The organism is Streptomyces sp. NPDC055254 (assembly GCF_053606025.1).
In genome coordinates, this window is the sequence record NZ_JBSGQV010000007.1 from 66,451 (window position 1) to 90,284 (window position 23,834).

17 protein-coding genes, 3 tRNA genes and 1 pseudogene are annotated in these 23,834 nt (G+C 72.6%); 7 read left to right on the forward strand and 14 right to left on the reverse strand.

The genetic code is table 11. From position 1 onward, the window contains the following. The first annotated feature begins 2 nt into the window (after nt 1-2). The 3 genes and pseudogenes from ACWFQ8_RS10160 (at nt 3) to ACWFQ8_RS10170 (ending at nt 1,862) form a co-directional block, all read left to right on the forward strand. Nucleotides 3-911, forward strand: coding sequence for a GlxA family transcriptional regulator (locus ACWFQ8_RS10160; protein WP_453785735.1), 909 nt, complete (start codon nt 3-5; stop codon nt 909-911). 235 nt (nt 912-1,146) lie between these two features. Next, nucleotides 1,147-1,798, forward strand: a pseudogene (locus ACWFQ8_RS10165) (bifunctional DNA primase/polymerase). Further along, nucleotides 1,789-1,862 (forward strand) — tRNA-Lys (locus ACWFQ8_RS10170). Before ACWFQ8_RS10165 ends, ACWFQ8_RS10170 begins: the two are co-directional and overlap by 10 nt. A gap of 73 nt (nt 1,863-1,935) precedes the next feature. On the opposite strand, the gene ACWFQ8_RS10175 is transcribed toward ACWFQ8_RS10170, so the two are convergent. Next, complete coding sequence (locus ACWFQ8_RS10175; protein ID WP_453785736.1) at nt 1,936-3,171, reverse strand: M6 family metalloprotease domain-containing protein; 1,236 nt, start codon at nt 3,169-3,171, stop codon at nt 1,936-1,938. A gap of 346 nt (nt 3,172-3,517) precedes the next feature. On the opposite strand from ACWFQ8_RS10175, the gene ACWFQ8_RS10180 reads away from it, so the two are divergent. Next, nucleotides 3,518-5,404 carry a putative bifunctional diguanylate cyclase/phosphodiesterase gene (locus tag ACWFQ8_RS10180; protein WP_453785737.1) on the forward strand — a complete coding sequence of 629 codons (1,887 nt, stop codon included), beginning with the start codon at nt 3,518-3,520 and terminating at the stop codon, nt 5,402-5,404. Between the two features lie 47 nt (nt 5,405-5,451). On the opposite strand, the gene ACWFQ8_RS10185 is transcribed toward ACWFQ8_RS10180, so the two are convergent. The 4 genes from ACWFQ8_RS10185 to ACWFQ8_RS10200 form a co-directional block, all read right to left on the reverse strand. After that, nucleotides 5,452-5,712, reverse strand: coding sequence for a DUF397 domain-containing protein (locus ACWFQ8_RS10185; protein WP_453785738.1), 261 nt, complete (start codon nt 5,710-5,712; stop codon nt 5,452-5,454). Continuing rightward, nucleotides 5,672-6,520: a helix-turn-helix domain-containing protein gene (locus ACWFQ8_RS10190; protein WP_453785739.1), complete on the reverse strand. Its 849-nt coding sequence runs from the start codon at nt 6,518-6,520 to the stop codon at nt 5,672-5,674. Before ACWFQ8_RS10190 ends, ACWFQ8_RS10185 begins: the two co-directional genes overlap by 41 nt. A 168-nt stretch (nt 6,521-6,688) precedes the next feature. Further along, complete coding sequence (locus tag ACWFQ8_RS10195; protein WP_453785740.1) at nt 6,689-8,386, reverse strand: glycosyl hydrolase family 18 protein; 1,698 nt, start codon at nt 8,384-8,386, stop codon at nt 6,689-6,691. A gap of 254 nt (nt 8,387-8,640) precedes the next feature. Then, nucleotides 8,641-9,837 (reverse strand): LLM class flavin-dependent oxidoreductase, encoded by a 1,197-nt coding sequence (locus tag ACWFQ8_RS10200; RefSeq protein WP_453785741.1) that lies wholly within the window; start codon nt 9,835-9,837, stop codon nt 8,641-8,643. A 253-nt stretch (nt 9,838-10,090) separates the two neighbouring features. Between ACWFQ8_RS10200 and ACWFQ8_RS10205 the strand changes: the two genes are divergently transcribed. Continuing rightward, complete coding sequence (locus ACWFQ8_RS10205; RefSeq protein WP_453785742.1) at nt 10,091-10,849, forward strand: IclR family transcriptional regulator; 759 nt, start codon at nt 10,091-10,093, stop codon at nt 10,847-10,849. A 90-nt stretch (nt 10,850-10,939) separates the two neighbouring features. On the opposite strand, the gene ACWFQ8_RS10210 is transcribed toward ACWFQ8_RS10205, so the two are convergent. From ACWFQ8_RS10210 to ACWFQ8_RS10230, 5 genes are all read right to left on the reverse strand, one after another. Continuing rightward, nucleotides 10,940-11,013, reverse strand: a tRNA-Lys gene (locus ACWFQ8_RS10210). 104 nt (nt 11,014-11,117) lie between these two features. Further along, nucleotides 11,118-12,857 (reverse strand): AMP-binding protein, encoded by a 1,740-nt coding sequence (locus ACWFQ8_RS10215; protein ID WP_453785743.1) that lies wholly within the window; start codon nt 12,855-12,857, stop codon nt 11,118-11,120. A gap of 26 nt (nt 12,858-12,883) precedes the next feature. Next, nucleotides 12,884-13,426, reverse strand: a complete 543-nt coding sequence (locus tag ACWFQ8_RS10220) for a lytic polysaccharide monooxygenase auxiliary activity family 9 protein (protein ID WP_453785853.1) — start codon at nt 13,424-13,426, stop codon at nt 12,884-12,886. A gap of 356 nt (nt 13,427-13,782) precedes the next feature. Further along, nucleotides 13,783-15,642: an SPFH domain-containing protein gene (locus ACWFQ8_RS10225; RefSeq protein ID WP_453785744.1), complete on the reverse strand. Its 1,860-nt coding sequence runs from the start codon at nt 15,640-15,642 to the stop codon at nt 13,783-13,785. A 1,289-nt stretch (nt 15,643-16,931) separates the two neighbouring features. Continuing rightward, on the reverse strand, nt 16,932-18,296 hold the full coding sequence (locus tag ACWFQ8_RS10230; protein WP_453785854.1) for a peptidoglycan-binding protein: 1,365 nt from the start codon (nt 18,294-18,296) through the stop codon (nt 16,932-16,934). Between the two features lie 221 nt (nt 18,297-18,517). On the opposite strand from ACWFQ8_RS10230, the gene ACWFQ8_RS10235 reads away from it, so the two are divergent. Beyond that, nucleotides 18,518-18,591: transfer RNA gene (locus tag ACWFQ8_RS10235), tRNA-Lys, on the forward strand. 60 nt (nt 18,592-18,651) lie between these two features. Here ACWFQ8_RS10235 and ACWFQ8_RS10240 read toward each other — a convergent pair. Both ACWFQ8_RS10240 and ACWFQ8_RS10245 read right to left on the reverse strand, forming a co-directional pair. Further along, nucleotides 18,652-19,311 (reverse strand): class F sortase, encoded by a 660-nt coding sequence (locus ACWFQ8_RS10240; RefSeq protein ID WP_453785745.1) that lies wholly within the window; start codon nt 19,309-19,311, stop codon nt 18,652-18,654. Further along, nucleotides 19,308-19,904 carry a hypothetical protein gene (locus ACWFQ8_RS10245; protein ID WP_453785746.1) on the reverse strand — a complete coding sequence of 199 codons (597 nt, stop codon included), beginning with the start codon at nt 19,902-19,904 and terminating at the stop codon, nt 19,308-19,310. Before ACWFQ8_RS10245 ends, ACWFQ8_RS10240 begins: the two co-directional genes overlap by 4 nt. Before the next feature lie 271 nt (nt 19,905-20,175). Between ACWFQ8_RS10245 and ACWFQ8_RS10250 the strand changes: the two genes are divergently transcribed. Continuing rightward, on the forward strand, nt 20,176-20,955 hold the full coding sequence (locus tag ACWFQ8_RS10250) for an HAD-IIA family hydrolase (RefSeq protein WP_453785747.1): 780 nt from the start codon (nt 20,176-20,178) through the stop codon (nt 20,953-20,955). A 78-nt stretch (nt 20,956-21,033) separates the two neighbouring features. Here the strand turns inward: ACWFQ8_RS10250 and ACWFQ8_RS10255 are convergent, their stop codons facing one another. Then, nucleotides 21,034-22,557 carry an alkaline phosphatase family protein gene (locus ACWFQ8_RS10255; protein ID WP_453785748.1) on the reverse strand — a complete coding sequence of 508 codons (1,524 nt, stop codon included), beginning with the start codon at nt 22,555-22,557 and terminating at the stop codon, nt 21,034-21,036. A gap of 164 nt (nt 22,558-22,721) precedes the next feature. Continuing rightward, nucleotides 22,722-23,822 carry a 2-aminoethylphosphonate ABC transporter substrate-binding protein gene (locus ACWFQ8_RS10260; RefSeq protein ID WP_453785749.1) on the reverse strand — a complete coding sequence of 367 codons (1,101 nt, stop codon included), beginning with the start codon at nt 23,820-23,822 and terminating at the stop codon, nt 22,722-22,724. Nucleotides 23,823-23,834: the final 12 nt, after the last annotated feature.

The following is a 23,834-nucleotide window of genomic DNA, read 5'->3' on the forward strand; positions in this document are numbered from 1 at the left end:
TCGTGAGCCGCATCGTCTTCTTCCTGGTGCCCGGAGTCCACTTGCTGGACCTGGCCGGCCCCGCGCAGGTCTTCTCCACGGCCGCCGACTTCGGGCACCCCTACACGCTCGCCTACGTCGCCGAGCAGCCACTGGTCTCCACCGCCCAGGGGCTGCCGCTGGCGGCCGGGCTCGACTGGCCCGAGCTCGGGCCCGAGGATCTGATCGTGGTGCCCGGCTGGCGGACAGCCGCCCTGGCCGATGACCCCGCCATCGGCGCCGCCTCCCTACAGGTCCTCCGGGACCACCACGCCAGGGGCGGGACGGTGGCCAGCGTCTGCGCCGGAGCCGAGGCGCTCGGTCGGGCCGGCCTGCTCGACGGCCGCCACTGCACCACCCACCACGACGTGCAGGAAGAGCTGGCCCTGCGCCACCCCAGGGCGGTGGTCGTCCGCGATGTCCTGTTCACCGCCGACGACCGGGTGATCACCTCGGCCGGCATCGCCAGCGGCATCGATCTGGCGCTGCACCTGGTCGCGACCCGGCACGGCCCGGCCGTCGCCGCCCAGGTGGCCCGCGACATGGTCGTCTACGCCCGCCGCAACGGCCACGAGCCGCAGTCCAGCGCGATGCTCCGGCACCGGTCGCACCTCAACGACACCGTGCACCGCGCCCAAGACCTCATAGACGCCCGCTTCGACCAACCACTCCCGCTGCCCACCCTGGCCTCGGCCGTCGGTGTGAGCGAGCGCACCCTCACCCGCCTCTTCAGCAGCGCCACCGGGCTCACCCCACTGCGCTACCAGCAGACCCTCCGCCTCGAACGCGCCCGACACCTCATCAGCCACGGCGCGACGATCGACGCCGCGGCCCGGACAGTCGGTTTCGAGGACCCGCGCATGCTGCGCCGCCTCCGCGCCCGCACGGCCTGACTACGTCAGGTAACCGAACGCCCCTGGGTAGTGCGACTGACTCCCGTGCCTACCCACTGGTGGAGCCTCTTACGGGTCGTTTCACGGTGAGGTCCGGGGTCGGGGGTCCGAGGCCGTGGGGCCCGGCGCAGCGGAGTGGCATATGCGGGGCGCAACATACCCCAGGCCCTCGCGCCCTGTCCCCGTTTCCCGTAACTCCGGGAACCCGCTCCGTCACGGCCGGTAGACCTGGGGCATGACGACCCTGACGACGGCTCCCGGCTGCATCGCTCCCGATCTGCGTACCGCACCCGCCACCCACGTCACCCCGCAGGGCGCCGCCTGGCTCGCCTCCGCCTCCGCGCGGCCGGGGGCCACCCTCGCGCTGTGGGAGGCCCGGCCCGGCGCGCCCGCCGCGCTGCCCTGCGGAACCGCCTTCGACGTCGTCAACGTCCCGCTCGTCCTCGGCCGCCGCGTCATGGACCTGCTCCGGGCCGAGGGCCCCGGCTGCGGCCCGGTTGCCGTCCACCGCGGCCGCATGCTCCTCTTCGCCGCCCCCGGCACCGCCCACCGGCTCCCCGTGCTGCTGGCGTGGGAGGAGTGGGGCGGTTCCGGCGTCGCCCCGGCGCCCCTGTGCCACGGCCGCGGCGACGCCGTCACCGTGCCGCCCCTGGCCGCCGCACCCGGCGGCTCCCGCTGGCTCGTGGCCCCCGACACCCGTTCGCCCTGGCTCCCCGGCCCCGAGGCACTGCTCTGGGCCTTCGTCCGCGCCGCCCGCACGGGCACCACCGCCGACACCACCACCGGCACCACCACCGACACCGCCGCCCAGCACGGACCTGGGGATATCGATTTTTCGTTCCGCCGACCCGGATGCTAATGTCTACGACGTCAGCAGGCGCCGCTAGCTCAGTTGGTTAGAGCAGCTGACTCTTAATCAGCGGGTCCGGGGTTCGAGTCCCTGGCGGCGCACAGACGGAGGAAGGCCCCCACGCGAGTGGGGGCCTTCTTCGTGTTCCCGTTCCGGTTCCGGGCACGGACGCGACTACGTGGTGATCTTCACCGTGTACGCGCCGGACCGCGTCCGGTCCGCCACCTCGATCGTGATCCGCTCTCCCGGCACGGTGAACGTCTCGCCCACCTCCAGCGGCGCGTCCGCCAGCGGCGGGTACACCGAGCGGTCCCAGCACGCCTCCGTCTGCGGATGCGCGTCCAGCACCTCGATCGGGCCGCCGCCCGACGCCGCCTCGTTGCGCACCCGGTAGATCAGCACCCCTTCCGTGCAGGTGTCCCCGTCATTGCCCGCCGACCCCCGCGCCTCGACGGCGATCGCGCTGCCCGGCCCGGTACGGACCACCGCGAGCCGGGTGCCGCCCGTACCGCCCTGCGGCGGAGCCTCGGCGAGGGGCTGGAGGGTGTGCAGCGAGGAGCCCGACTGGACGCAGTCCACCTGCGAGGCGTCCAGCCAGCCCAGCTTCCACTTGTGCCAGGCGAAGAGGTCCGGGGCCATCCCGAACTGGCTGCCCATGACGTCCCAGTCCCCGACGTGCGTGTCCCAGTCCCCCTTGCCGTCCGTCGGCCGGTGGTAGAGGTCGGGCAGGTCGAAGACGTGGCCGGTCTCGTGGGCCAAGACGTTCCGGTCCGGCGGGTGCCGCTCGAAGACCGTGACGATCCGCCGCAACCGCGCGCCGTCCGCGCGGATCGGGCGGTCGAAGTTGACGACCTTCGTGGCGTCGGAGTCCACCCCGGGCGCGTCCGGGTCGGCGACGAAGTAGACGACGTCGTACGCGCCGAAGTCCACCTCGGCGTCGGCGGTGGCGACCGCGTCCCGCAGGTACGCCGCGCGGTCCTCCGGCGCCCAGTCGCGCTGTATCCCGTACGCGGTGGACGGCCGGGGCATCCGCGCCCACCGCTCCTGCGGGTGCGGCACCAGGCGGAACCGCCCGTAGGAGGCCCGTTCGAAGAACTCGCTGGTGGCGGGGAAGTAGTCGGCGGCGATCTCCTCCGTCCCGAAGGCCGGCCGGTGGTCGGGGAAGGAGAGGAAGACCATGACCGCGTTCAGGGTGCGCTCGGGCTTGGGGTAGGCGCGGTTCCAGGTGTCCAGCCCCAGGGAGTGGTGCGCCGCCGTCCGGGTCAGCGCGCAGGGTCCGGCCCCGGAATCGGCCACCGCCGGCCCCGCGACGAGCGACATGGCGGCGAGCGCCGTCAGGGAAGTGGCCGCCGCCGCTGTACTTCGGACGCGGGAGCGGTCCACTCCCCCGGGTGTCTGCTGTCGCGGCACATGGACCTCCGGTGGTGGATTCGTACCTTCTCGTCCACCTTGAGGCGATTGTCTTACTAATGCCCTGTTCCGCTGCCCCACACGAGTGAGCACCAGGGCAAGCCGGTGACCCCCGAACTTCACGCCCCCGCCTACACAACGTCACGTCCGATCACCCGAGATCAGCAGACGACGCCGCATGCTCACAGCTGCGCAGAAACGATCAATCGATCGTCGGCCGACGAAACGTCATCACGCCGAACTCCCCGGCCCCGCACGGCGACGCCGCTGGATGGGGCCTCCCGGCAGCCTCTATGATCGGCACACTTTCCTGCACGGACACTCACGAACACTGCGGGAGCCAACGGTGAGCGGAACCCCAGAAGGAACCGGTTCGGCGGCCGACAGCATCCGATCGGCCGTCACGGAGCGTCACAGTGCGATGCCGGCAGCGCCGTCGGCGCCGGCCACTCCGGGGCCCGTGCCCCGCTCCGCGTCCGCGTCCGAAGCGCGCGACTACCGGGCCGCCTTCAACGCGGCCCACCTCGCCATGGCCGTCGTCGACCGCGACGGCTACGTCGTCACCGCCAACCAGGCCTTCGCCGGACTCCTGGGCACCGAGCCGCACGCGCTCACCCACCGGTGCGCGGCCGACCTGGTGGACCTGGCGGCCGAGGCCCGCACCTGGGCCGCGTACCAGGAGGTGCTGCGCGGCCGCCAGGCCCGACTGCGCTGCACCCGCCGCCTCAAGCACCCCGACGGGCACTCGCTGTGGACCGAGGTCACGCTGGGACCCGTGCCCGGGACCGGGGACGTCCTGCTGTCCGTGGCCGACATCAGCGACCGGCGCGACCTGCAGGCCCGGTTGCGGCACCTGCAGATGCACGACCCGGTGACCCGGCTCCCCAACCGCGCCCTGTTCTTCGAGCGGCTCTCCACCGCGCTGGAAGCCTCCTCGTACGACCACGGCGGCGGCACCGGCCGGATCGGGCTCTGCTACCTGGACCTCGACGGCTTCAAGGCGGTCAACGACACCCTCGGCCACCGGGTCGGCGACCGGCTGCTGGCCGCCGTCGCGGCGCGGCTGACCCAGTGCGCCGACCAGTCGGGCTACGGACGCACCGGCGGCCACCTCGTGGCGCGGCTCGGCGGGGACGAGTTCGCCCTGCTCGTGGAGGACTCCACCGGTACGGAGCAGCTCGCGGACCTGGCGCGGAGCGTACTGGCCGCCGTGCAGGAGCCGTTCGACCTGGCCGGGCAGCGGCTCTCGGTCTCCGCGTCGATCGGCGTCGTGGAACGGGCGACGGACGGCACCTCGGCGACCGGGCTGATGCAGGCCGCCGACACGACCCTGTACTGGGCGAAGGCCGACGGCAAGGCCCGCTGGACGCTCTTCGACCCGGAGCGCAACGCGCACCGCATGACCCGGCAGGCCCTCTCCTCCACCCTGCGCCCCGCCGTGGAGCGCGGGGAGTTCGAGCTGGAGTACCAGCCGCTGGTGGACCTGGGGAGCGGCACACTGCGCGGCGTCGAGGCCCTGGTGCGCTGGAACCACCCGCAGTTCGGCACGCTGGCGCCGAATCGGTTCATCGGAATTGCGGAAGAGGACGGCTCCATCGTCCAGTTGGGCCGGTGGGTCCTGCGGACCGCGTGCCGCCAGGCCCGGCGCTGGCAGATCGAGCAGCCGAGCGATTCCCCGGTCTTCGTCTCCGTCAACGTCGCGGTGCGCCAGGTCTGGGACTCGGACCTGGTCGGCGACGTCGCGGAGATCCTCGCCGAGACGGGCCTCGCGCCCCAGCTGCTCCAGCTGGAGCTGACGGAGTCGGCGGTCATGGGCTCGGCGGGCCGCCCGCTCCAGGCGCTCCAGGCACTGAGCGACATGGGGGTGCGGATCGCGATCGACGATTTCGGCACCGGGTACTCGAACCTCGCCTACCTGAGCCGCCTGCCGGTCTCGGTCCTCAAGCTGGACGGCTCCTTCGTGCGCGGCTTCCGCTACGAGGAGGGCACCCACCCGAACCCGGCCGACGAGACCATCGTGGAGGCCTTGGTCCAGCTCGCGCACCGGCTGGGCCTCACGGTGACGGCCGAATGCGTGGAGACCGCCGGCCAGGCGGCCCGGCTGCGGCGCGTCGGCTGCGACACGGGGCAGGGCTGGCTGTACTCCCGCGCGGTGGCCCCGGACGTGATCGCGGGCATGATCGGCCGCCGGGTCGCTGTCGCTGAGACGCCCGCCGCCCACCCCCGGGTCTGACCCCGGAGCCGGCAGCCCCGGGCGGGGCCGCCGGCTCCGGCGTACGGTCAGAGGCTCCGGACGAACGCCCCGAATGCCGCCGGGGCCACCGTGAAGGCCGGGCCTTCGGGCCGCTTGGAGTCCCGGATCGCTACTGCGCAGGGCTGAGCGGCCACCTCTACGCAGTCGCCGCCGGTGGTGCTGCTGTACGAGGACTTCTGCCATGCGGCTCCGCCGAGGGGGGCGCACTCCACGCACTCGCCACCGTTGGTGCTGCTGTAGGACGACTTACGCCACTGCACGCCTGTCAGGTCCACACCGGTCCCCATAGCGCTCCTCCAATACGCGTGCGATCAGATGGGCCGATTCCCTCGGCGAGAGGGCTGCGGCTTGCAGCCGAGCGTAGCCGACGGACCGTTCCCTGATCACTTTCGAATTCGCCGTCATATGGCCCGAGTCATAGCTCTCCGTGTAGAAGAGATCGGGGTCGTCGTCGAAGCGGAGAAGGGTGAACGATCCGGTCATCCCGGCGTGCTCACCTGCCGAGAAGGGCATTACCTGGAGCTGCACCCACGGCCGGTCAACGAAGGACAACAGGTGGGCCAGTTGCTCCCGCATGACCTTTTGTCCGCCGACGTTGCGGTGCAGCAGAGCCTCGTCCAACACCACCAGCAGCACCGGCGGAATTTCACGTGTCAGTATGCGCTGCCGGTCCATCCGTGCAGCCACGATTCCGTCGATCCCGTCCTGATACTCCACGCTCAGCAAGGCCCGTGCGTAGGCCTCCGTCTGGAGCAGGCCGTAGACCACCTGCGCCTGGAAGGTGGAGATGAACGCCGCCCGGGCCTCCATCTCCGCGTATGCCTGGAACCACGTGGGCAGCACGCTCCGCAGGACCAGCCCCACCAGACGCGAGAAGGTCCCGTCCGTGCCGAGCGCCGCGTCCAGCCGTTCCGAGAAGTCGCGGGTCGGTACCCGCTTGGTCGTCTCGACCTGGCCGATCAGGGAGCCGGTGCAGTAGATGACGTCGCCCAACTGCGCCTGTTTCAGCCCTGCGGCCTCCCTCAGGCGGCGGAGTTCGAAGCCGTAGTAGTCCAGCGGCGAGGCGCTGGGGTCGAGGTCGCGGGACAGGACCATGCGAGGGTCACCCCCAGGGAGACGCGGGTCGGATGCAGCCTGTGGCCGAGCGTAACGAGCCCGCCACGCTCCGATGGGGCGAATCCGGCAACCATGTCACACACCCCCGCCCCGCACCCGGGATGCGGGGTGCGGGGCGGGGGTACCGCTCGGCGCGGGGTGGGGGGATCAGCAGGCGCCGAGGTCCTTCCAGACACCCCATTCACCGGTGGTGCCCGGCGTCTCGTTCTGCGTCCACCACTGGGCCTTGTACTTGCGGCCGTTGTGGGAGACCTCGCTGCCGCCGGTGTAGACGGTGCCCGCGACATACGCCGGGAGCGAGCCGCAGCCGGTCGGGGGCTGCGTGGTCGGCGGGGTCGTGGTGGGCGGCGTCGTGGTCGGCGGGGTGGTCGTCGGAGGCGTGGTGACCGGCGGCTGCGTGGTGCTGCCGAGGGCGTCCGAGATCTGGTTCAGCAGGGTGGTGTTGTTGTCCAGGCCGAGCAGGGAGTACATCATCGCGCCGGCCAGGCCGCGCTGCTTGCCGTAGTCGACCCGGGCCTGGATGGACTTCTGGTTCAGGCCGGTGAAGAACTCGCCGTCCTTGTAGAAGTACGAGGACTTCGACCGGTCGTCCCAGAAGGTGGTCGAGGGGTTGTCGACGATCCCGCCGAGCTCCTTGTAGTGCGCGATGCCCGCCTGCTGGCTGAGGGGACGGGCGCCGGAGCCGCCGGTCGCGCTCTGCGCGAGGCCGTTGGTGGTGCCGGCCGGCACGCCCTTCCAGCCGCGGTAGTAGAACTCGTAGCCCAGGGTCAGCTTGTTGGCGGGGAAGCCGCCCGTGATCCCGTAGGTGGGGTTGCCGTCGATCCAGGAGTCGATCGCGTTGTCGATGCTGTACTTCTCGGTGCCCGGCGCGATCGGGTCGGTCGGGTCGGCCGGCGAGGGGTACAGCGGGGACTGGTGGTACGTCGGCCCGTCGCCGTCCCAGGCGCCGTGCATGTCGTACGTCATGATGTTCGCGTAGTCGAGGTACGCGCCGATCTTGTCCGTCTCGATGTACTTGATCTTGTCCTGGCCGGCCGGCAGCGCCGCGGTCAGAAGGTACTTCTTGCCGCCGTTGGCCGCGCCCTCGGCGTCGAGCTGCTTGCGGAACTCCGCCAGCAGCAGGGTGAAGTTCTGCTTGTCCTCGGGGCCGTAGTGGTTGCCCAGGTGGCCGCCGGAGGAGCCGGGGTACTCCCAGTCGATGTCGATGCCGTCGAAGATGCCGGCCGCGGTGCCGGGGCCGCCGAAGCCGCCCTCCACCGGGAGGTCGCCCTTGATGTACTGCTTGATGCAGGAGGCGACGAGCTTCTTGCGGGAGGCGTCGGTCTTGGCCGCGTCGTGGAAGAACTTCGAGTACGTCCAGCCGCCCAGCGAGATGTTGATCTTCAGGTGCGGGTACTTCACCTTCAGTTCCTTGAACTGGTTGAAGACGCCCACGATCGGCTGGTCCCACTTGTCGGCGACGCCGTCCACGCTGTCCGCCGCGCTGAACGACTTCTGGTAGTCGGCGTACGAGTCGCCCGCGCCGTCACCGGCGTTGGGGTTGTTGTCGTCGCCCGCCGCCTTGTTCGCCTCGAAGCAGGTGAGGTCGGTGGGGTGGATGTTGCCGAACGAGTAGTTGATGACGTCCAGCTTGCCCGCTATGCCGCGGGTGTCGAGGTGCTTGGGATAGAAGGCGTTCCCGTACACGCTCCACTGGTCGTAGTAGGCGATCCGGATGCCGCCGGCGGCCGCGGTCGCCGTGGCGTCCGCGGCCTGGGCGGTGCCGAATCCCGCGACGGACGCCAGCGCTCCGGCTGCCAGCGCGGCCGTGGCGGCTGCCGCGATAAGGGGTTTACGGATGTGCATGAACCGTCTCCGTGGGGGTGGGAGGGGAGAACAACCGATCAGGTGGTGAAAGAAATAGCGATCACCACACGTCCGAGTCAATGGTTTGGACCAAAGAAGGACTAGACCACCAGCCGGGTAAATCCCCTAGTCAGAGACTTGAATGCACATCAGAAACCGCTCGCCACCCCCGGTGACGAGCGGCTTAAGGCTGCCTTGAGCCACCTTCTCGCAAGGTTTCGGCAACAAACCAGCCGAACTGCGTTCTCGTGCGGTCAGCCGGCCGCCGGAGCCGGTCCGGGCAGGCCGTACGCATCTGCGACGAGCTCGTACGAGCGCAACCGGGCGGTGTTGCCGTGGATGTTGGCGGTCAGCATCAGCTCGTCCGCGCCCGTCAGCGCGGCCAGCTTGTCCAGACCGGCGGTCACCTCGTCGGCGGTGCCGTAGACGGTGTCGGCGAGCCGGCCGTCGATGAACTCCCGCTCCCCCGGCCCGGCGAACGGATACGCCAGCGCCTCCTCGGGGGTCGGGATCAGCCCGCCCCGGCCGGTGCGCATCAGCATCATCGACAGCGAGCCCGTGAGGACCTGGGCGCGGGCCTCCTCGTGCGTGTCGGCGGCGACGGCCTGGACGCCGATCACGCTGTACGGGGCGTCCAGGACGGCCGAGGCACGGAAGCTGCGGCGGTAGAGGTCGAGCGCGGGCAGGGTGCCGGCGGCGGAGAAGTGGTGGGCGTACGCGAAGGGCAGACCGAGCTCGCCCGCCAGCTGGGCGCTGTAGCCGGAGGAGCCGAGCAGCCAGATCGACGGGCGCGCGGTCGGGCCCTGCACCGGGCCGGGTACGGCGTGCACGCGTGCGTACGGGTGCCCGTCGGGGTAGCTGTTGTCGAGGAAGGCGGTGAGCTCCGCGAGCCGCCGGGGGAAGTCGTCCGCGCCCTCGTCGAGCCGGCCGGGCCCGCGCAGCGCGGCGGCCGTGCGCCCGTCGGTGCCCGGCGCCCGGCCGAGCCCGAGGTCGACCCGTCCCGGGGCGACCGCCTCCAGGACGCCGAACTGCTCGGCGACGGCGAGCGGGGCGTGGTTGGGCAGCATGACCCCGCCGGAGCCGAGCCGGATGCGCGAGGTGTGCGCGGCGAGGTAGGCGAGGATCACGGCCGGCGAGGAGCTGGCGACGGCGGGCATGGAGTGGTGCTCGGCGACCCAGTGCCGGTGGAAGCCGCGGGACTCGGCGAGCCGCGCTATGGCCACGCTGGTCTCCAGGGCCTCCCGGGAGGTGCTGCCGGAGCCCACGGTGACGAGGTCCAGGACCGAGAGCGCCGCGGGCGCCCGGCCCAGGACGGCGCCGCGGATCCCGTTTCCGCCGCGGGAGCCGCCGGGGCCGCCGTCCGGAGCGCCGGAGGGCCCTGCTGTCGGGCGGCCGTCCGGGCCGCCGTCCGGGCCGTCGTGGTGCCGATTCGCGTCCCCGCTGTCACTCATCGTCGCTCCCGTCTCGATCCGCGCCGCACGACATCCGCACGGCGTCGGTACGAAGGTCTCGAACCTCCGGGGGCGGCGGGGCATTCCCGGCGCCGGGAGACGGCGCAGGAGCATGACCGTGGCATATGCCAGACGGGTAGATCCAAGCAGAACGATATTATTGAGCCATCAATCTCCTCAACAGGCGCTCCACAAGGGCCGCTTGGTGGCTATCGTGGTAGGGCAAGCGGTAACAACCTGCTAGGGGGAGACCGTGGCGCTGAAGCCCGAGCCGACCGCGCCGTTCCACTCGGTGCAGTACGCACTACGCGTACTCGAAACGATCGCACGGCACACGGGAGGTGTGACCGACGTCCAGATCGCCCGTGAGACCGGCCTGCCCGCGGTCCATCTCGCTCCGATGCTGCTCATGCTGCGCCGGGAGGGATACGTACTGCAGGTGTCGGACGGCGCCTATGCCATAGGGGACTCCCTGGTCCTGCTCGGTTCCGGCATCAACCGGCAGCAGGCCCTGACGGACAAGCTCCAGGACACCCTGGACCGGCTGCGGGACTCGGTCGGCGCGGCGGTCTACATCAGCCGGTACGTGGACGGCGAGGTCAGGATCACGCAGTTCGCCGACAGCCCGCGCACCCCGAAGGTGCACGAGTGGGTCGACTTCCGCTCGGCCGCGCACGCCAGCGCGGTCGGCAAGTGCCTGCTGACCCAGCTCGACCTGAACGGGCGGCGCGACCACCTCGCCCGTCACAAGATCGCCCGTCTCACCTCGAAGACGATCGTGAACGAGCGGATCCTGTTCTCCAAGCTGGACTCCCAGCCGGCCACCGTGCCGGTCCTGGACCTCCAGGAGTACGCCGTGGGCACCGTCTGCGCGGCGGTCCCGATCACGGCCGGTGCCTCGGTCGGCTGCCTGGCGCTGTCGATGCCGGTCGAGCACGCGCACCGGCTGCGGGCCGCGGCCGACACGCTGAACCGGAAGGCCGCACCGCTGCTGCTGTCGCTCACGCTCTGAGCGGCGACGACGGGAGTGGTGGGGGACAACGGGCCCGGAAAACACTTCGGGCGGTTCCCGGTGTGAACCGGAAACCGCCCGAAGGACAGGTGCGCCGCCAGGGACTCGAACCCCGGACCCGCTGATTAAGAGTCAGCTGCTCTAACCAACTGAGCTAGCGGCGCCTGCTGACAGAGAAAATACTACCTGCTCCTCCGGGGTGCTCAAAACCATGACCCCGCGCCCTCCGGCGGCGGCCCTGCGCGGGGCATCCGGGCGCGGACCGTGGCTACTGGGTCAGGAGGTGGGTGCGGGACTGGGCGGCGTAGGCGGCGAGGAGGGCGCTGCGGGCGGCGGGGGTCAGGGGCTCGTACGCGGAGCGGCCCGGCGGGCGCCACCACACCGGGTCCGGGCACCGGAAGCCGGCCCGGCGCAGGGCGACCCGGTGGATCTTGCCGGTCGCCGTGACCGGCATCGACGGCACCACCCGCACGTAGCGCGGAGCCATCTTCGTGCCCAGGTCCGGCTGCGCGGCGAGGAACGCCGCGAACGCCTCCGCGTCGAATTCCGCGCCCTCCCGCAAGGCGACCGCCGCCATCACCTGGTCCCCCGCCACCTCGTCCGGCACCGCGTACACCGCGACCGCCGCCGCCCGCGTCCAGCGGGCCAGGATGTTCTCGATCACGGCGGCGGCCAGGTTCTCGCTGTCCACCCGGAGCCGGTCGTCCGTGCGCCCCGCGAAGTAGAGGAAGCCCGCCGGGTCCCGGAAGAAGAGGTCCCCGGTCCAGTACCAGCCGTCCCGGGTGCGGGCGGCCTCCGCGTCGGGGTTGCGCCAGTAGCCCTCGAAGCGGCTGCGGCCCCGGTTGACGAGTTCGCCGATCGCCTCGGCGCCGTTCAGCAGCCGCCCGCGCCCGTCGAAGGCGGCCGGCGGGCACTCGTGGCCCGTCTCCGGGTCGATGACGGCGAGGTCGTCCCCGGCTCCCGCCCGGCCGAGGGCGCCCGGCGGGGTGTCGGAGGTGCGCTGGACGGAGGCGCCGCCCTCGGTGGCCCCGTACCCCTCGACCAGCCGGACTCCGAACCGTTCGGCGAAGCGGGCCGCGTCCACCGCCCCGGCCTCGGTGCCGAAGCCGAGCCGCAGGGTGTGCTCCCGGTCGTCCGGGCGCGGCGGGGTGGCCAGCAGGTACTGGACCGCCCGGCCGACGTAGGTGAAGTACGTGGCGCCGTAATCCCGTACGTCGTCCAGGAACGCGGAGGCGGAGAACCGCCGGCGCAGGGCCACGGGGGCTGCACCGGCGAGCGCCGGGAGCCAGTCGGCGATGACGGCGTTGCCGTGGAAGAGGGGCATGCAGATGTAGTGGACGTCGCCCGGGGTGACCGAGAAGTGCCGGGCCAGGGAGCGTCCGGCGGCGGCGAGCCGGCCCTGGGTGCAGATGGCGGCCTTCGGGGCGCCGGTGGATCCGGAGGTGAAGTAGAGGAGCAGCCGGTCGGCGGGCCCGGGCGGACGCAGGACCGCTTCGCCGGGCTCGGCGGCCGCGTAGGGCGCGAGGAGGGCCGCGTACTCCTCGGTGTCGGTCACGAGGACGCGCACGCCGGGCAGGTCGAGGCCGTCGAGCAGCGGCAGGTGGCAGCGCTCGGTGACCAGGATCCGGCAGTCGGTGTGCAGGATGTCGCGGGCGAGCTCGGGGCCGCGCCGGGTGGGGTTGATGCCGGCGACGGCGGCCCCGGAGAGGGCCGCCGCGCCGAGCCAGAACGGGAACTCGGGGGTGTTGTCGAGCAGCACCCCCAGGTGCGGCTCGGCCCCCGGCGGCATGAGGTCGACGAGCAGCGCGGCGCGCGCGGCCGCTTCCCGGGCGGTCCGGTGGTGGCTGAGGGTGCGGACGGCGGGTGCGGCGCCGTCCGTGCCGCGCCCGCCGCGCCCCGCCGAGCCCTCCGCCCGCTCGGTGTCCCGGTACATCAGCCCCGGCCGGTGGTCGCCCCACCGGCGCGCCACGAGCTCCGCGACGGTCACGGGTCCAGTCGTCGTCCGCATGCCGCCGGAGACTAGCTGACGTATCGTCAGAATTGAACGTCGGAGCAGGAGTAGAACGCCATCGGGGTGTCGTGGACGGTCCACACCGCGAGGATCATGTGGCGGCCCGACTTGCCGCTCGGCATGGCGCCCTGATGGGTGGTGGTCATGGCGGGGCGGGCGCCGTTGTAGGCGACGGTGAGGAACGGCTGGGATTCGAGCGCGGAACGGGTCAGGGGGCGGGTGGGGTCCCAGCCGTTCTTGGTGACGTAGTACTTGAAGTCGGTGGTGGCGTGGTTGGCGGTGAACTGCCAGCGGAAGTTGTAGCTCTGGCCGCTGTTCACCGACGTGGCCGGCCAGGTGCCGCCGCGCTGGTTGTCGAGCTCGGCGAACTGGGGGAGGCCGCCCGCGCATATCGTGCCGTCGGAGGGGCCGGAGGCCGGGAAGCCCTTGAAGCCCTCGACGCTCTGCGGCTCCCACTGGATCGCGCCGCAGTTGGAGACGGTCTTGTTGGCACAGAGCTTCGCACGGCTGATGGGGGTGTCGGTGTAGCCGTGGCTGCTGGCGCTGGGGGCGCCGAGCAGCGTCATTCCGGCGACGAGACCGAGGCCGAGCGTGACGGCTCCGGCGCGTCCGGGCCGCCCGGTCCGCCCTTCGGACCGTCCGGGCAGGCGGATGCTGGGCATGCTGAAGTGACGCATGATGCTCCTTGGATGTGGGGGGACTCCGGCGGGAGGCGTGCACGCGGGGATGGAACGCCGACGCGGGGCACCGGCGTAGGTCTAGACCAAGTACCAGATTATTGACGAGAGTTGGCCGTGTCCATACCAACGGAAGAACGGGTGGTCCGGTCCGTTCCGGCCACCCGTTCCCCTCTCACGCTCCCGCGCCGGCGCCCGGCGGCCGTCGGGCCCTCACCCCGACGTCCGCGCGCGGCCCGGCCGCGCTACTCGGAGCGCCCCGTGTAGAAGGCCACCGTGAGGTCCTTGACCAGGGCCTTGCGCTCGTAGTCGTCGAGCTCGACGAGCCCGCGCGAGGTCAGCCGGTGGACGGTGTCGTCGACCGCGTCCACGACCGAACTCAGCACGGTGTCGCGGTGCTTGGCGTCGATCGCCGCGACCCGGCGGCGGCGCATCGCCTCGGCCACCTCGGCGGCGTACTCGATCCGGATCGGCTGAGCCGAGAACACCTCGATCCCGACGGCCTCGGTCTCCGCCGCCAGCATTTGGGTCAGCGCGTCGCCGACGGCCTCGGCGTCGCGCAGGGTCGGGGCGTCCTCGTGGAAGGCGTCGGCGGGGAGCTGGGACAGGACCCGCGCCATGGCCGACTCGACCTGCTCGGCGAGGTACTCCGTGTGGTCCTCGACGGCCAGGGTGGCCCGGGCGGTGTCCTTGACCTGCCAGACCACCTGGACGACGACCTGGAGGGCGAGGCCGTCGGAGTCCACGGCGGGCATCGGATCGCTGCGCCAGTGCCGCAGCCGGACGTCGACCCGGCGGCGCAGGAGGAGGGGGCTGATCCAGGTCAGGCCGGTACGCCGGACCGTGCCGCGGTAGCGGCCGAAGAGGGTCAGCACCCAGGCGTGGCCGGTACGGGAGCGGCCGAGTCCGCCGAGGGCGAGGAGGGCGACGACACCGAGGAAGGCGAGCGGGGGCCAGTGGGTGGCGCGCAGTCCCGCGTAGGCGCGGGGGGTCGCGCCGAAGGCCGCGACGAGGGTCGCGGGGACGACCCCGGCACGCCAGAGCACGGCGGCGCAGCCGGCGATGGCGAGCCCTCCGATGCCGACGCCGACCCAGCCGGGGAGCACCGGGCCGCGGTGCTCGCGGAGCCGGTCGTCCCCGCGGGGGACCCGGCGACCGGGGGCGCGGCGGACCGCCGGCGCCGGGGCGGGCGCCTTTGCCGGGGCGGGCCCGGGGTGGACCGCTCGCGCGGCCGCCGCGCGGAACGGCAGGTGCACCGGCACATCGGCAGCCCCGCCCCCCTCCGGGGAGCCCGCCCCGGTGCGGTACGGCTGCCCCTGCGCGGGGCCCTGCGGGTGGCTGGGCGCGGGGCCCTGCGCGGGGCTCGGCGGGTGGCTGGGCGCGGGGCCCTGCGCGGGGCTCGGCACGTGACCCTGCGCGGGGCTCGGCACGTGGCCCGGCGCGGAGTCCTGCACGGAGTCTTGCGCTTGCGCGGGGCTCGGCACGTGGCCCGGCGCGGAGTCCTGCGGGTGGCTCGGCACGTGACCCTGCGCGGGGTCCTGCACGGAGTCTTGCGCGGGGCTCGGCGCGTGGCCCGGCGGCCGGTCCTGCGGGTGGCTCGGCGCCTGGCCCTGCGGGCGGCCCTGGGTGGGGTCCTGCGGGTGGCTCGGCGCGAAGCCCTGTGCGGGGCCCTGCGGGCGGTCCTGCGGGTGGCTCGGTGCGGGGCCGTGCGGGAGGTTGTGCTCGCGGCTCTGAGGGAGATGCTGCCTGAGGCTTGGCTCGTCGCGGTACGGGCGGTCCTCCGCGAGGTGGTGCGGCAGGACCCGGGGGATGTCCTGGGTGTCCTCCTCCTCCCGTTCCACCCGCGGTTCCCGCAGCGGCGGTTCGTTCCATGGTTGCTGCCCGCGCCCCTGCTGGTCCGGGTCCTCCCGGTGCTCCATCCCCCGGGACACCGCCCGGGCGACGATCTCGGCCATCCCCGGGCCGGGTACCCCGGAGTTCGGTGCGGCGGCGGTGCTCAGGCGAAGGGCGGCGGTGTCGGCGTGTCCGGCCTCGTCCTGCGGGTGCGGGATCGCCGCACCTACGAGGTCGCCCCCCTCGCCCCCGACCAGCGGGTGCGCCGGCACCGCGACCACGGGCCCGGAAGCCGCCGTGCCCCTCCGGTCGGTTCCGCTGTGCGCGTGTGTGTGCGCGGGCAGGACGTGATCGGCCCCGGGCCGGGCAGGCGCGGCTTCATGGGCCCCTGGCCGAGCGGGCGCGGGCTCCGTGACCGCCGGTCCGGGAGCCGCATCGGCCCCCCGGTCGGTTCCGGTGCGCACGTGCGCGGGAGCCGCTTCGTCAGCCCTCGGGTCGGCCCCGGGCCGGGTGGGCGGGGTTTCGTGGGCCCCCGGGTCCGACCCTGGCCGGGTGGGCGGGGCCGCCGGCGCGGGCGTCACCGGGGCCACACCCGCGGAAGCGGCGGGGAAATCGGGTCCGTAGGGCGGAACACCTGCCGCTGCCGCCGTCCCGGGGGCGCGGTGGACGGGCCGTTCCGGCTCGCGGGGTCCGGCGACCTGCGCGGCCTGCGGCTCGGCGGCCGGGGCGGGGTAGCCGCCCGGGGTCGCCTGCGTGGCGACCCGGCCCGCCGGAATCTCCGGCGTGCCAGAGGCCTTCGGCTCGGGCATAGCCCGTACCGGGCCGGAGGCGTACACCGACCCGCCCCCCGTGGCCACGGACGCCCGCCCGCTCTCCCCGGTCCGGGGCGCGGGCGCCGAGAGCGCGGCGACGTCCTCTTCCGACCGGGCGGCGGAAGGAACGACCGCCCGCGCCACGGCCTGGGGCCCCGCCGACTCGGCGCTCGGGCCGACCGGCTCAGCCGACGAGCCCGGGGCCGCCGGGGCCGCCGGGGCTGCCGATGCCGCCGGGCTCACCAGACCGGTCAGCGTGGCCAACGTGGTCGCCGTAGGTGCGGCCGGCGCCACGGGCCCAGCGGTCGCTGGGGCGGGCGGCGCCGCGACGCGAGCCGGGTGGTCCGGGACGACCGGCATAGCCCCGCCGGTCGGGGCAGGGTGGCCGCCGGAGAGCTCCGCGGCAGCGGCGACCGGCGCCGTAGCGTGCGCAACCGCGCCGACCACGTGGCTCGGCGCAGCCCCGCCGGCCGGGGACGGAAGCGTGGCCGCAGTCGGGGCCGCGGGCCCAACGGCCGCCGGGGCCGCGAGGTCGGGGGACGCCGGCGCCACGAGGGCGGGGGTCGCCGGGGCGAGCGGGGCCGCCGGGGCGGGGGTCGCCGGGGCGGGCGGGGCCGCGGGCCCAGCGGTCACCCGGGCGGGCGGCGCCGCGGGGGCAGGGGGTGCCGCCGTGGCCGGCGCGGGGGCGAGGGGGAGGTGGAGGGTGCCCGTGGTCGTGGTGGTGCGGGTGGGGTACATCGTTGCCTCCGTCATGCGAACAGCCGGCGCCAGGTTTCCGGGCCCGGGTAGCCGTTGGCCAAGGCGCCGCGCCAGCCCTGCGCGCGCTGGAAGGCCTCGACGTTGCGGCGGTCGGCCTCGCCCCAGCGGGGTCCCGGGCCGGATGTGTAGTGCTTGCCGAAGCCCTTCTTGATCAGCCGGAGGCCGAGGGCGGTGACCGCGTCGTGCGACGTCCCCGGCCGGAACACCCCCGCGCCCGGGTAGGCCCGTACGCCACCGGGCCCCGGCCTGGGGCCCACCGCCGGCGCGCCACCGGGCCCCGGCGCCGCGCCCACCGTCGGCGCGATGTCCTTGCCCTGCCGCTCGACCAGCAGGCGCCAGGTGTGCGCGCCGGGCAGGCCGTCCGCGTCGGCGCCCGTCCAGCCCTGGGCTCGCTGGAAGGCCTGCGTCGCCAGCCGGTCGGCGTCCGACCAGGTGCGGCTGGCCCCCTTCGGGTAGAAGCGGAGCCCGCCCCGGTCGATCAGCATCCGGCCCAGCTGGGCCACGTACTCGTTCGAGGCACCCGGGCCGAACTTCGCCGCGCCCGGGTACGCCTTGGTATCCCCCGGCTGGGAGCCCGCCGGGGGCTGCGCGCCGGGGGCCTCGGGCACGACCGCGCCCGTGACCCCGTTGAAGCGGTACGGCAGGTACTTCGCCGAATTCGCCCAGTACGCGTAGGGCGTGGCCAGCTTCCGGGTGGTCGGGCGCGTCTGCTCGTACACGATGTAGTGCGTCCGCGTGTCGTCCACCCAGCCGCCGAAGAGGACGACGTGCGAGCCCTTGTTCGGGTCGGCCGGGTTGTGGAAGAGCAGCATGTCCCCCGGCAGCAGCGCCTCCTTCGTGATGCGGGTGGCGAACTTGTCGAGGCTGCCGGTCCACTCGTTCGTGCCGAGGTTCCAGGCCATGGAGACGTAGCCCGAGCAGTCCTGCCGGTAGCCGTCGGTCCAGTAGTCGGACATGCTGTACGGAACCTGTGCGTCCAGCCACAGCTTCGCCCGGTTGATGATCGTCGTCCGATCGATCCGCTTCGTCGCCGCCGGTGCTCCCGGCTTCCCGACCGGGCCGCCCTTCGGACCGTGCAGCGGGGCCCGGCCGCCCTGGGGGGTGCCCGGGTCGTCCAGCGCGACCGTCCCGGCCGGCACGGTGGTCACCGCGACCGCCGCTCCGCCGCCCCCGCCCAGCACCACTCCGGCGGTGGTGGCCAGGACCAGTGCCCGGCGGGCTCCTCGCGCCGCCGGGTGGCCCCCGTCCCGGAGCGGTATGGCCCGCGCGCGGGCCAGGGAGCGGCGACGGCGGGAGCAGCCCTGGCACGCGCAGTCGCCCGCGGGCTCGTACTCCTCGAAAACGGGCATCGGCATCGGCATCTGCGCGTGCGTCGGCGGCTGCGTCGTCATGCGGTTCCGTCCACTCCCCTGCTCGTCCACTGGTCGGCCGGAGCCGTATCTGCTGGGGCGTCAGATCCGGCACGGCCAGACATATCGTGCACGATAAACACCTCAAACATGGGTTAATCGGACAAGGTGGGCGTGGCTGGTCACGAGCACCGGTGGAGGTGGGGTAGAGTTTTGCCTGTCACCAAGCGCCGCTAGCTCAGTTGGTTAGAGCAGCTGACTCTTAATCAGCGGGTCCGGGGTTCGAGTCCCTGGCGGCGCACAGACGAAAGAAGCCCCTCGCAGCGAAAGCTGCGAGGGGCTTCTCCGTTGCGTGGACGCGCTAAGCGGCCGTCCCGGGGCGCAGTCCCGCGCCCGTCAGGTAGGCGGAGACCACCACGTTCGCCGAGTACTCCTTGGCCCGCTTGTCGTACGAACCCCCGCAGGTCACGAGCCGTAGCTCCGCCCGGCCCCTCACCCGCTGGCCGTACGCCTCGTGGGGGTCGAAGCCCGCGCGCTCGTAGACCCGTACGTCCTCGATCGTGAACTCGGCGACCGAACCGTCCGCCCGCACCACCCGCACCTTGTCCCCCGGCTGCGCCGAGCTCAGGCCGAAGAACACGGCCGGCTTGGAGCGGGTGTCCACGTGCCCCACCATCAGCGCCGTCCCGGCGGCGCCCGGCTGGGTACCCGCGCCCCACCAGCCCACCGTGCCCGGACTGTCGTACGGGGGCGGGTCGATCGCGCCGTCCTTGTCCAGGCCCCGGGAGATCACCGGGGCCTGGACGCCTATGGAAGGCACGTCGACCCGTTGCGGCGAGGCCCCCGGCAGCGGGGCGTGCGCGGCGGGCAGGCCCGGACCCACCGGACCGCCCGCCTGACCCGTGACCGCCAGCGGGGCCCAGGTGATCTGGCGGCCCCACAGCCACAGGCCCAGCACCAGCACCGCCCAGGCGGCGAAGGTCAGCATCCGGCCGCCCGCGGATGCCCCCGCCTCGCTCATCCGCCGCTGCGGCGACGGCGCAGGGTCAGTGCCCGGCCCGCGACGGCCAGCGTGGCGGCGGCGGCCAGGACGGCGCCGATCACCGTGTGCGGGAGGCTCGGCCCGCCACCGTCCCGGTCCTTCTTCGCCGCGGCGGCCAGTTGGGACTTCTCGGCGATCTCCGCGGACATGCCTCCGCCACCGGCGTGCACCGGCCACACGGGCGAGGGGTGGTGGGACGGCCGGTAGTGGGCGATCTCGATCGAGCCGGTGACCGTGTCGTGGCCGCCGCAGGTCACCCGGATGGAGTGCCGGCCGGGCGAGGCGTGCGAGCGGATCATCGCGTCGCCGTAGAGCGGGCCGCGGCCGCCGTCGCGGCCGTACAGGTCGGCGTCCGCCACGAAGACGGAGGACTTCGCGGTACCCCGGTTGCCCTCACAGCCGTGGACGCGAAGCTTGACCTGCGCGCCGGGGTGGGCCGGATTCGGGTCGACCGTGACTCTGCCGCCGCGGCCCTCCTCGCCCGCGAGGGCGGTGGGCGCGGACACGGCGGTCAGGGCCGTCAGGACGACGGCCACCCCGGTGGCACGGACAGCGATCAGGACACTGCGCATGGTGAACCTCCTCACAAGGAGATTCACGCGCGGCGCGGCGCCGCGCATCCGGAGCGGCTCCGTACGGGTCAGCAGCCGCGCGAACCGGAGCGGCTCATCCCCTTCTGCGCGACGGCCCGCCGTCCGATGGTGTTCGGCTCGACCTCCTTGGATGCTCTGTTGATAAACCGGCGAGTAGCTTTCTTCACCCACAAGCGGACCCCCGTCGGCTTGTTGTCAATGTGACATGATCGGCTCGCTGGAGTACCTCAAGCGGCGGGAGCGCGCACCGATGGCAGAGCACAGGCCGATCGAATCATGGCTGACGGACATGGACGGCGTGCTCATTCACGAGGGCGTGCCGATCCCCGGCGCAGACGCCTTCCTGAAGAAGCTGCGCGACTCCGGTAAGCCGTTCCTCGTCCTCACGAACAACTCGATCTACACCGCGCGGGACCTGCACGCGCGCCTCGTCCGAATGGGCCTGGAAGTGCCGGTCGAGAACATCTGGACCTCGGCCCTGGCGACTGCGCAGTTCCTCGACAGGCAGCACCCCGGCGGCACGGCGTACGTGATCGGCGAGGCGGGCCTGACCACCGCCCTGCACGACATCGGGTACATCCTGACGGACCACGAGCCCGACTTCGTGATCCTGGGCGAAACGCGAACCTACTCCTTCGAGGCCATGACCAAGGCCGTCCGCCTGATCAACGGGGGCGCTCGCTTCATCGCGACGAACCCCGACGAGACGGGGCCCTCGGCCGAAGGTGCTCTGCCGGCGACGGGAGCCGTCGCGGCGCTCATCACCAAGGCCACCGGCAAGGCGCCGTACTTCGTGGGCAAGCCGAACCCCCTGATGATGCGCACCGGCCTGAACGCCATCGGCGCGCACTCGGAGACCTCCGCCATGATCGGCGACCGGATGGACACCGACGTTCTCGCCGGCCTCGAAGCCGGGATGGAGACCTTCCTCGTCCTCACCGGACTGACCAGCCGAGAAGACATCGAGCGCTACCCGTACCGGCCGACCCACGTCCTCGACTCCATCGCGGACGTGGTCGACCTCGTTTGATCATCCCGCTGGATACGGAGAAGGCCCTCCCGGTACCGCGGGAGGGCCTTCCTCGTTCGTGACTCCCTGGGGTGGGGCTCAGACCAGCCGGACGTCGTCGACGGTCCAGTACCAGTTGTTGTTGCCGCTGTAGCGGAACCGGACCTGTACGTCGGTGGCTCCGGCCGGGACCTGGAGCGCGATCGTCTCGGTCCTGGCGACGGCGTCCGCGGTGTAGTTCTTCACCACGGCCGGCGTGCCTCCGTTGTAGGAGACGAGGACCTGGGCGGTCTGCCCGGCCTCCTGCCGATAGTGCGTCTGGAAGGTCAGGCTCCGCGTCGTGCCGCCCGCGACCGCCCACTTGGGCGTGATCAGGGTGGAGTCGAAGGTGCCCGTGTGGCTCTTGTCGTCCCACTCGTCGGAGTCGGCGACCGCGAAGACGTCACGCGAGCGGACGTTCAGCTCGCGCCACTGGTCGCGCTGCGACTGGCTCCAGAACTCGTCGGTGGCGAAGGCCCAGCCGGCCCACTCGGTGACGCCGCCCGTGCCCATCGCGGAGTTGTCGACGGACCAGCCCGCCGGCGGGGTGCGGGTGAAGCCCTTCACGCCCGCCGGGATGCCCGTCTCGTCCACGCGGGCCTGGAGGTTCGGGCGCAGGGTGTCGAAGGGGTCCGAGTCCGGGGCGTCCAGCGGGACGCCGTCGAGGCCGGCGACGCCGACGCCGACGTGCGCGAGCGCGGTCGCGGCCACGTCGACCAGCCGTACGTCGCCGCGGACCGAACCGGCGGCGATCCCGGCGCCCTTGGCGAGGACGAAGGTGCCGCGCTCCGCGATGCCGGAGCCGCCGTGGCCGCCGCCGGCGGTGTGGCCGTGGTCGGTGGAGACCAGGATCTTCCAGTTCTCCTGGGCGTACGTCGGGCGGGTCTGGACGGCGGTCAGCAGCCGGCCGATCAGCACGTCCACGCGGGCGATCGCGTCGAGGTACTGCTGGCTGGCGGCGCCGTAGGAGTGGCCGGCGGCGTCGATCTCGCCGAGGTAGACGAACGCGGCGTCCGGGTTCTGGTCGCGCAGTTCGGTGGCGGCCGCGGCGGCGATCTTCGGGTCCTCCTTGCCGTAGCCGTCGCGGTCGCCCTTGAGGGAGAGGCGCTTGTCGACCTTGGCCGAAAAGATCGGTCCGTTCTGGTCGGTGGAGGTGATGGGCTCCCAGTCGGCGGCCGCGTACGTGTTGAGCGCCGGCCTGGCGTTCTCGACCCGGGTCAGGAAGTCGGGGTGCGCGGTGTAGTTCTTGCCGTTGAAGGAGTTGTCCTTCACCCCGTGCTTGTCGGGCCAGACGCCGGTGGCGATGGTCGACCAGCCGGGGCCGGACGAGGTCGCGGCCATCGGGTTCGCGTAGAGGGTGCTGCGGGCGGTCAGGCCCTGTGTCATCAGGCCTTTCAGATGCGGGGCGTTGGCGGCCTTGACGCGGTCGAGGACCGCGCCGTCGATGCCGATGACGAGGACCTTGTCGGTGTTGGCGGCGGCCTCCACGGCGGTGGCGGTGTGCGCGCCGAGGGCGGTGGCGAGCAGGGCGGCGGCGGTGGCCGCGACGGCGAGGGTGCGTCCGGGCGGGACAGCAGTGGGCACGTACTCCTCCGGGAGTATTCGCGGGGAAAGAGAGGCAGGTCGGTGCGGGTGCTGTGCGGGGTGCGGGGTGCGGGGTGCGGGGTGCGGGGTGCGGCGGGATCCTCGGTCCAGACCCGTTACGCAAGGGTCAAGGTGCCGGGTGCGGGTGGCCAGGAAGTAACCGGTCAGCTTCCTGTTGCCGACTTCCATGCGTCCACGTAGGCGGTGAGGTTCTCGTCGATGTCCGCCCAGTCGGGCTCGAAGATCTCGACGCCGGACATGATCCGCGTGAGTTCCACCGCGTTGGCGTCGGTCGGCTTGACGTCGGTGCGCGCCGGGAAGCCGCCGCCCACCTCGCTGACCAGCTTCTGGGCGTCCTCGCTGAGCAGGTGGTCGAGGAGCTTCTTGCCGTTCTCGGTGTGCGGGGCCTTGTCGACCAGGCCGGCCGCGTAGGGCAGGGCGAAGCTGGTGGGCTTGCCGCCCGCCTTCGCCGGGAACCAGATGCCCAGGTTGGGCATGGACTTGGACTGGGCGAAGTTCATCTGGACGTCGCCGTTGGCGACGAGCAGCTCGCCCTTGTCGGTCTTCGGCGCGAGCTTGCTGGTCGAGGAGGACGGGCCGACGTTGTTGGCCTGGAGCTTCTTCAGGTACTCCATCGCCGGCTCCTTGCCTCCGAAGTCGTGCATCGACTTGATGAGGACGGCGGTGCCGTCGCCCGCGACACCGGGGGTGGAGTACTGGAGCTTGCCCTTGTACTTGGCGTCCAGCAGCTCCTCCCAGGTCTTCGGGGCCTCGGCGAGCTCCTTCTTGTTGTAGACGAAGCCGAAGTAGTTGTTGACGACCGAGGTCCATGTGCCGCCGGCGCCCTTGTCCGCGCCGCCGACCTTCTCGGAGCCCTGCGGCGCGTAGGCCTGGAGCAGGCCCTTGCCGTCGGCCTGCTGGATGAACGGCGGGAGGGTGATCAGGACGTCGGCCTGGGTGTTGGTCTTCTCGCGCAGGGCGCGCTGGACCATCTCGCCGGAGCCGCCCTCGACGTATTTGACCTCGATGCCGGTCTTCTTCGTGAAGTCGGCGAAGACCTTGTCGTACCAGCCGTCGCCCTTGTCGCTCTTGAGGCCGTCGGCGCTGTAGACGGTGACGACCTTCTCGCCGCCGCCCTCGGAGTCGGCGGAGGTGGCCCCCGAGCAGGCGGTGAGGACGGCGGTGAGGACGAGGCCGCCGGAGACGGCGACGGCGGTGCGGAGCGGGCGGCGGGCCCGGTGGCGGTGGAGGGAGGTGCGGGACATGGCGCTTCCTTA

Excerpts from the sequence above, each read along its gene's own strand:
- ACWFQ8_RS10185 (WP_453785738.1), bottom strand. The coding sequence starts at position 5,712 with ATGGGGACCGGTGTGGACCTGACAGGCGTGCAGTGGCGTAAGTCGTCC.
- ACWFQ8_RS10190 (WP_453785739.1), bottom strand. The coding sequence starts at position 6,520 with ATGGTCCTGTCCCGCGACCTCGACCCCAGCGCCTCGCCGCTGGACTAC.
- ACWFQ8_RS10195 (WP_453785740.1), bottom strand. The coding sequence starts at position 8,386 with ATGCACATCCGTAAACCCCTTATCGCGGCAGCCGCCACGGCCGCGCTG.
- ACWFQ8_RS10200 (WP_453785741.1), bottom strand. The coding sequence starts at position 9,837 with ATGAGTGACAGCGGGGACGCGAATCGGCACCACGACGGCCCGGACGGC.
- ACWFQ8_RS10215 (WP_453785743.1), bottom strand. The coding sequence starts at position 12,857 with ATGCGGACGACGACTGGACCCGTGACCGTCGCGGAGCTCGTGGCGCGC.
- ACWFQ8_RS10220 (WP_453785853.1), bottom strand. The coding sequence starts at position 13,426 with ATGACGCTGCTCGGCGCCCCCAGCGCCAGCAGCCACGGCTACACCGAC.
- ACWFQ8_RS10230 (WP_453785854.1), bottom strand. The coding sequence starts at position 18,296 with ATGCCGATGCCCGTTTTCGAGGAGTACGAGCCCGCGGGCGACTGCGCG.
- ACWFQ8_RS10240 (WP_453785745.1), bottom strand. The coding sequence starts at position 19,311 with ATGAGCGAGGCGGGGGCATCCGCGGGCGGCCGGATGCTGACCTTCGCC.
- ACWFQ8_RS10245 (WP_453785746.1), bottom strand. The coding sequence starts at position 19,904 with ATGCGCAGTGTCCTGATCGCTGTCCGTGCCACCGGGGTGGCCGTCGTC.
- ACWFQ8_RS10250 (WP_453785747.1), top strand. The coding sequence starts at position 20,176 with ATGGCAGAGCACAGGCCGATCGAATCATGGCTGACGGACATGGACGGC.
- ACWFQ8_RS10260 (WP_453785749.1), bottom strand. The coding sequence starts at position 23,822 with ATGTCCCGCACCTCCCTCCACCGCCACCGGGCCCGCCGCCCGCTCCGC.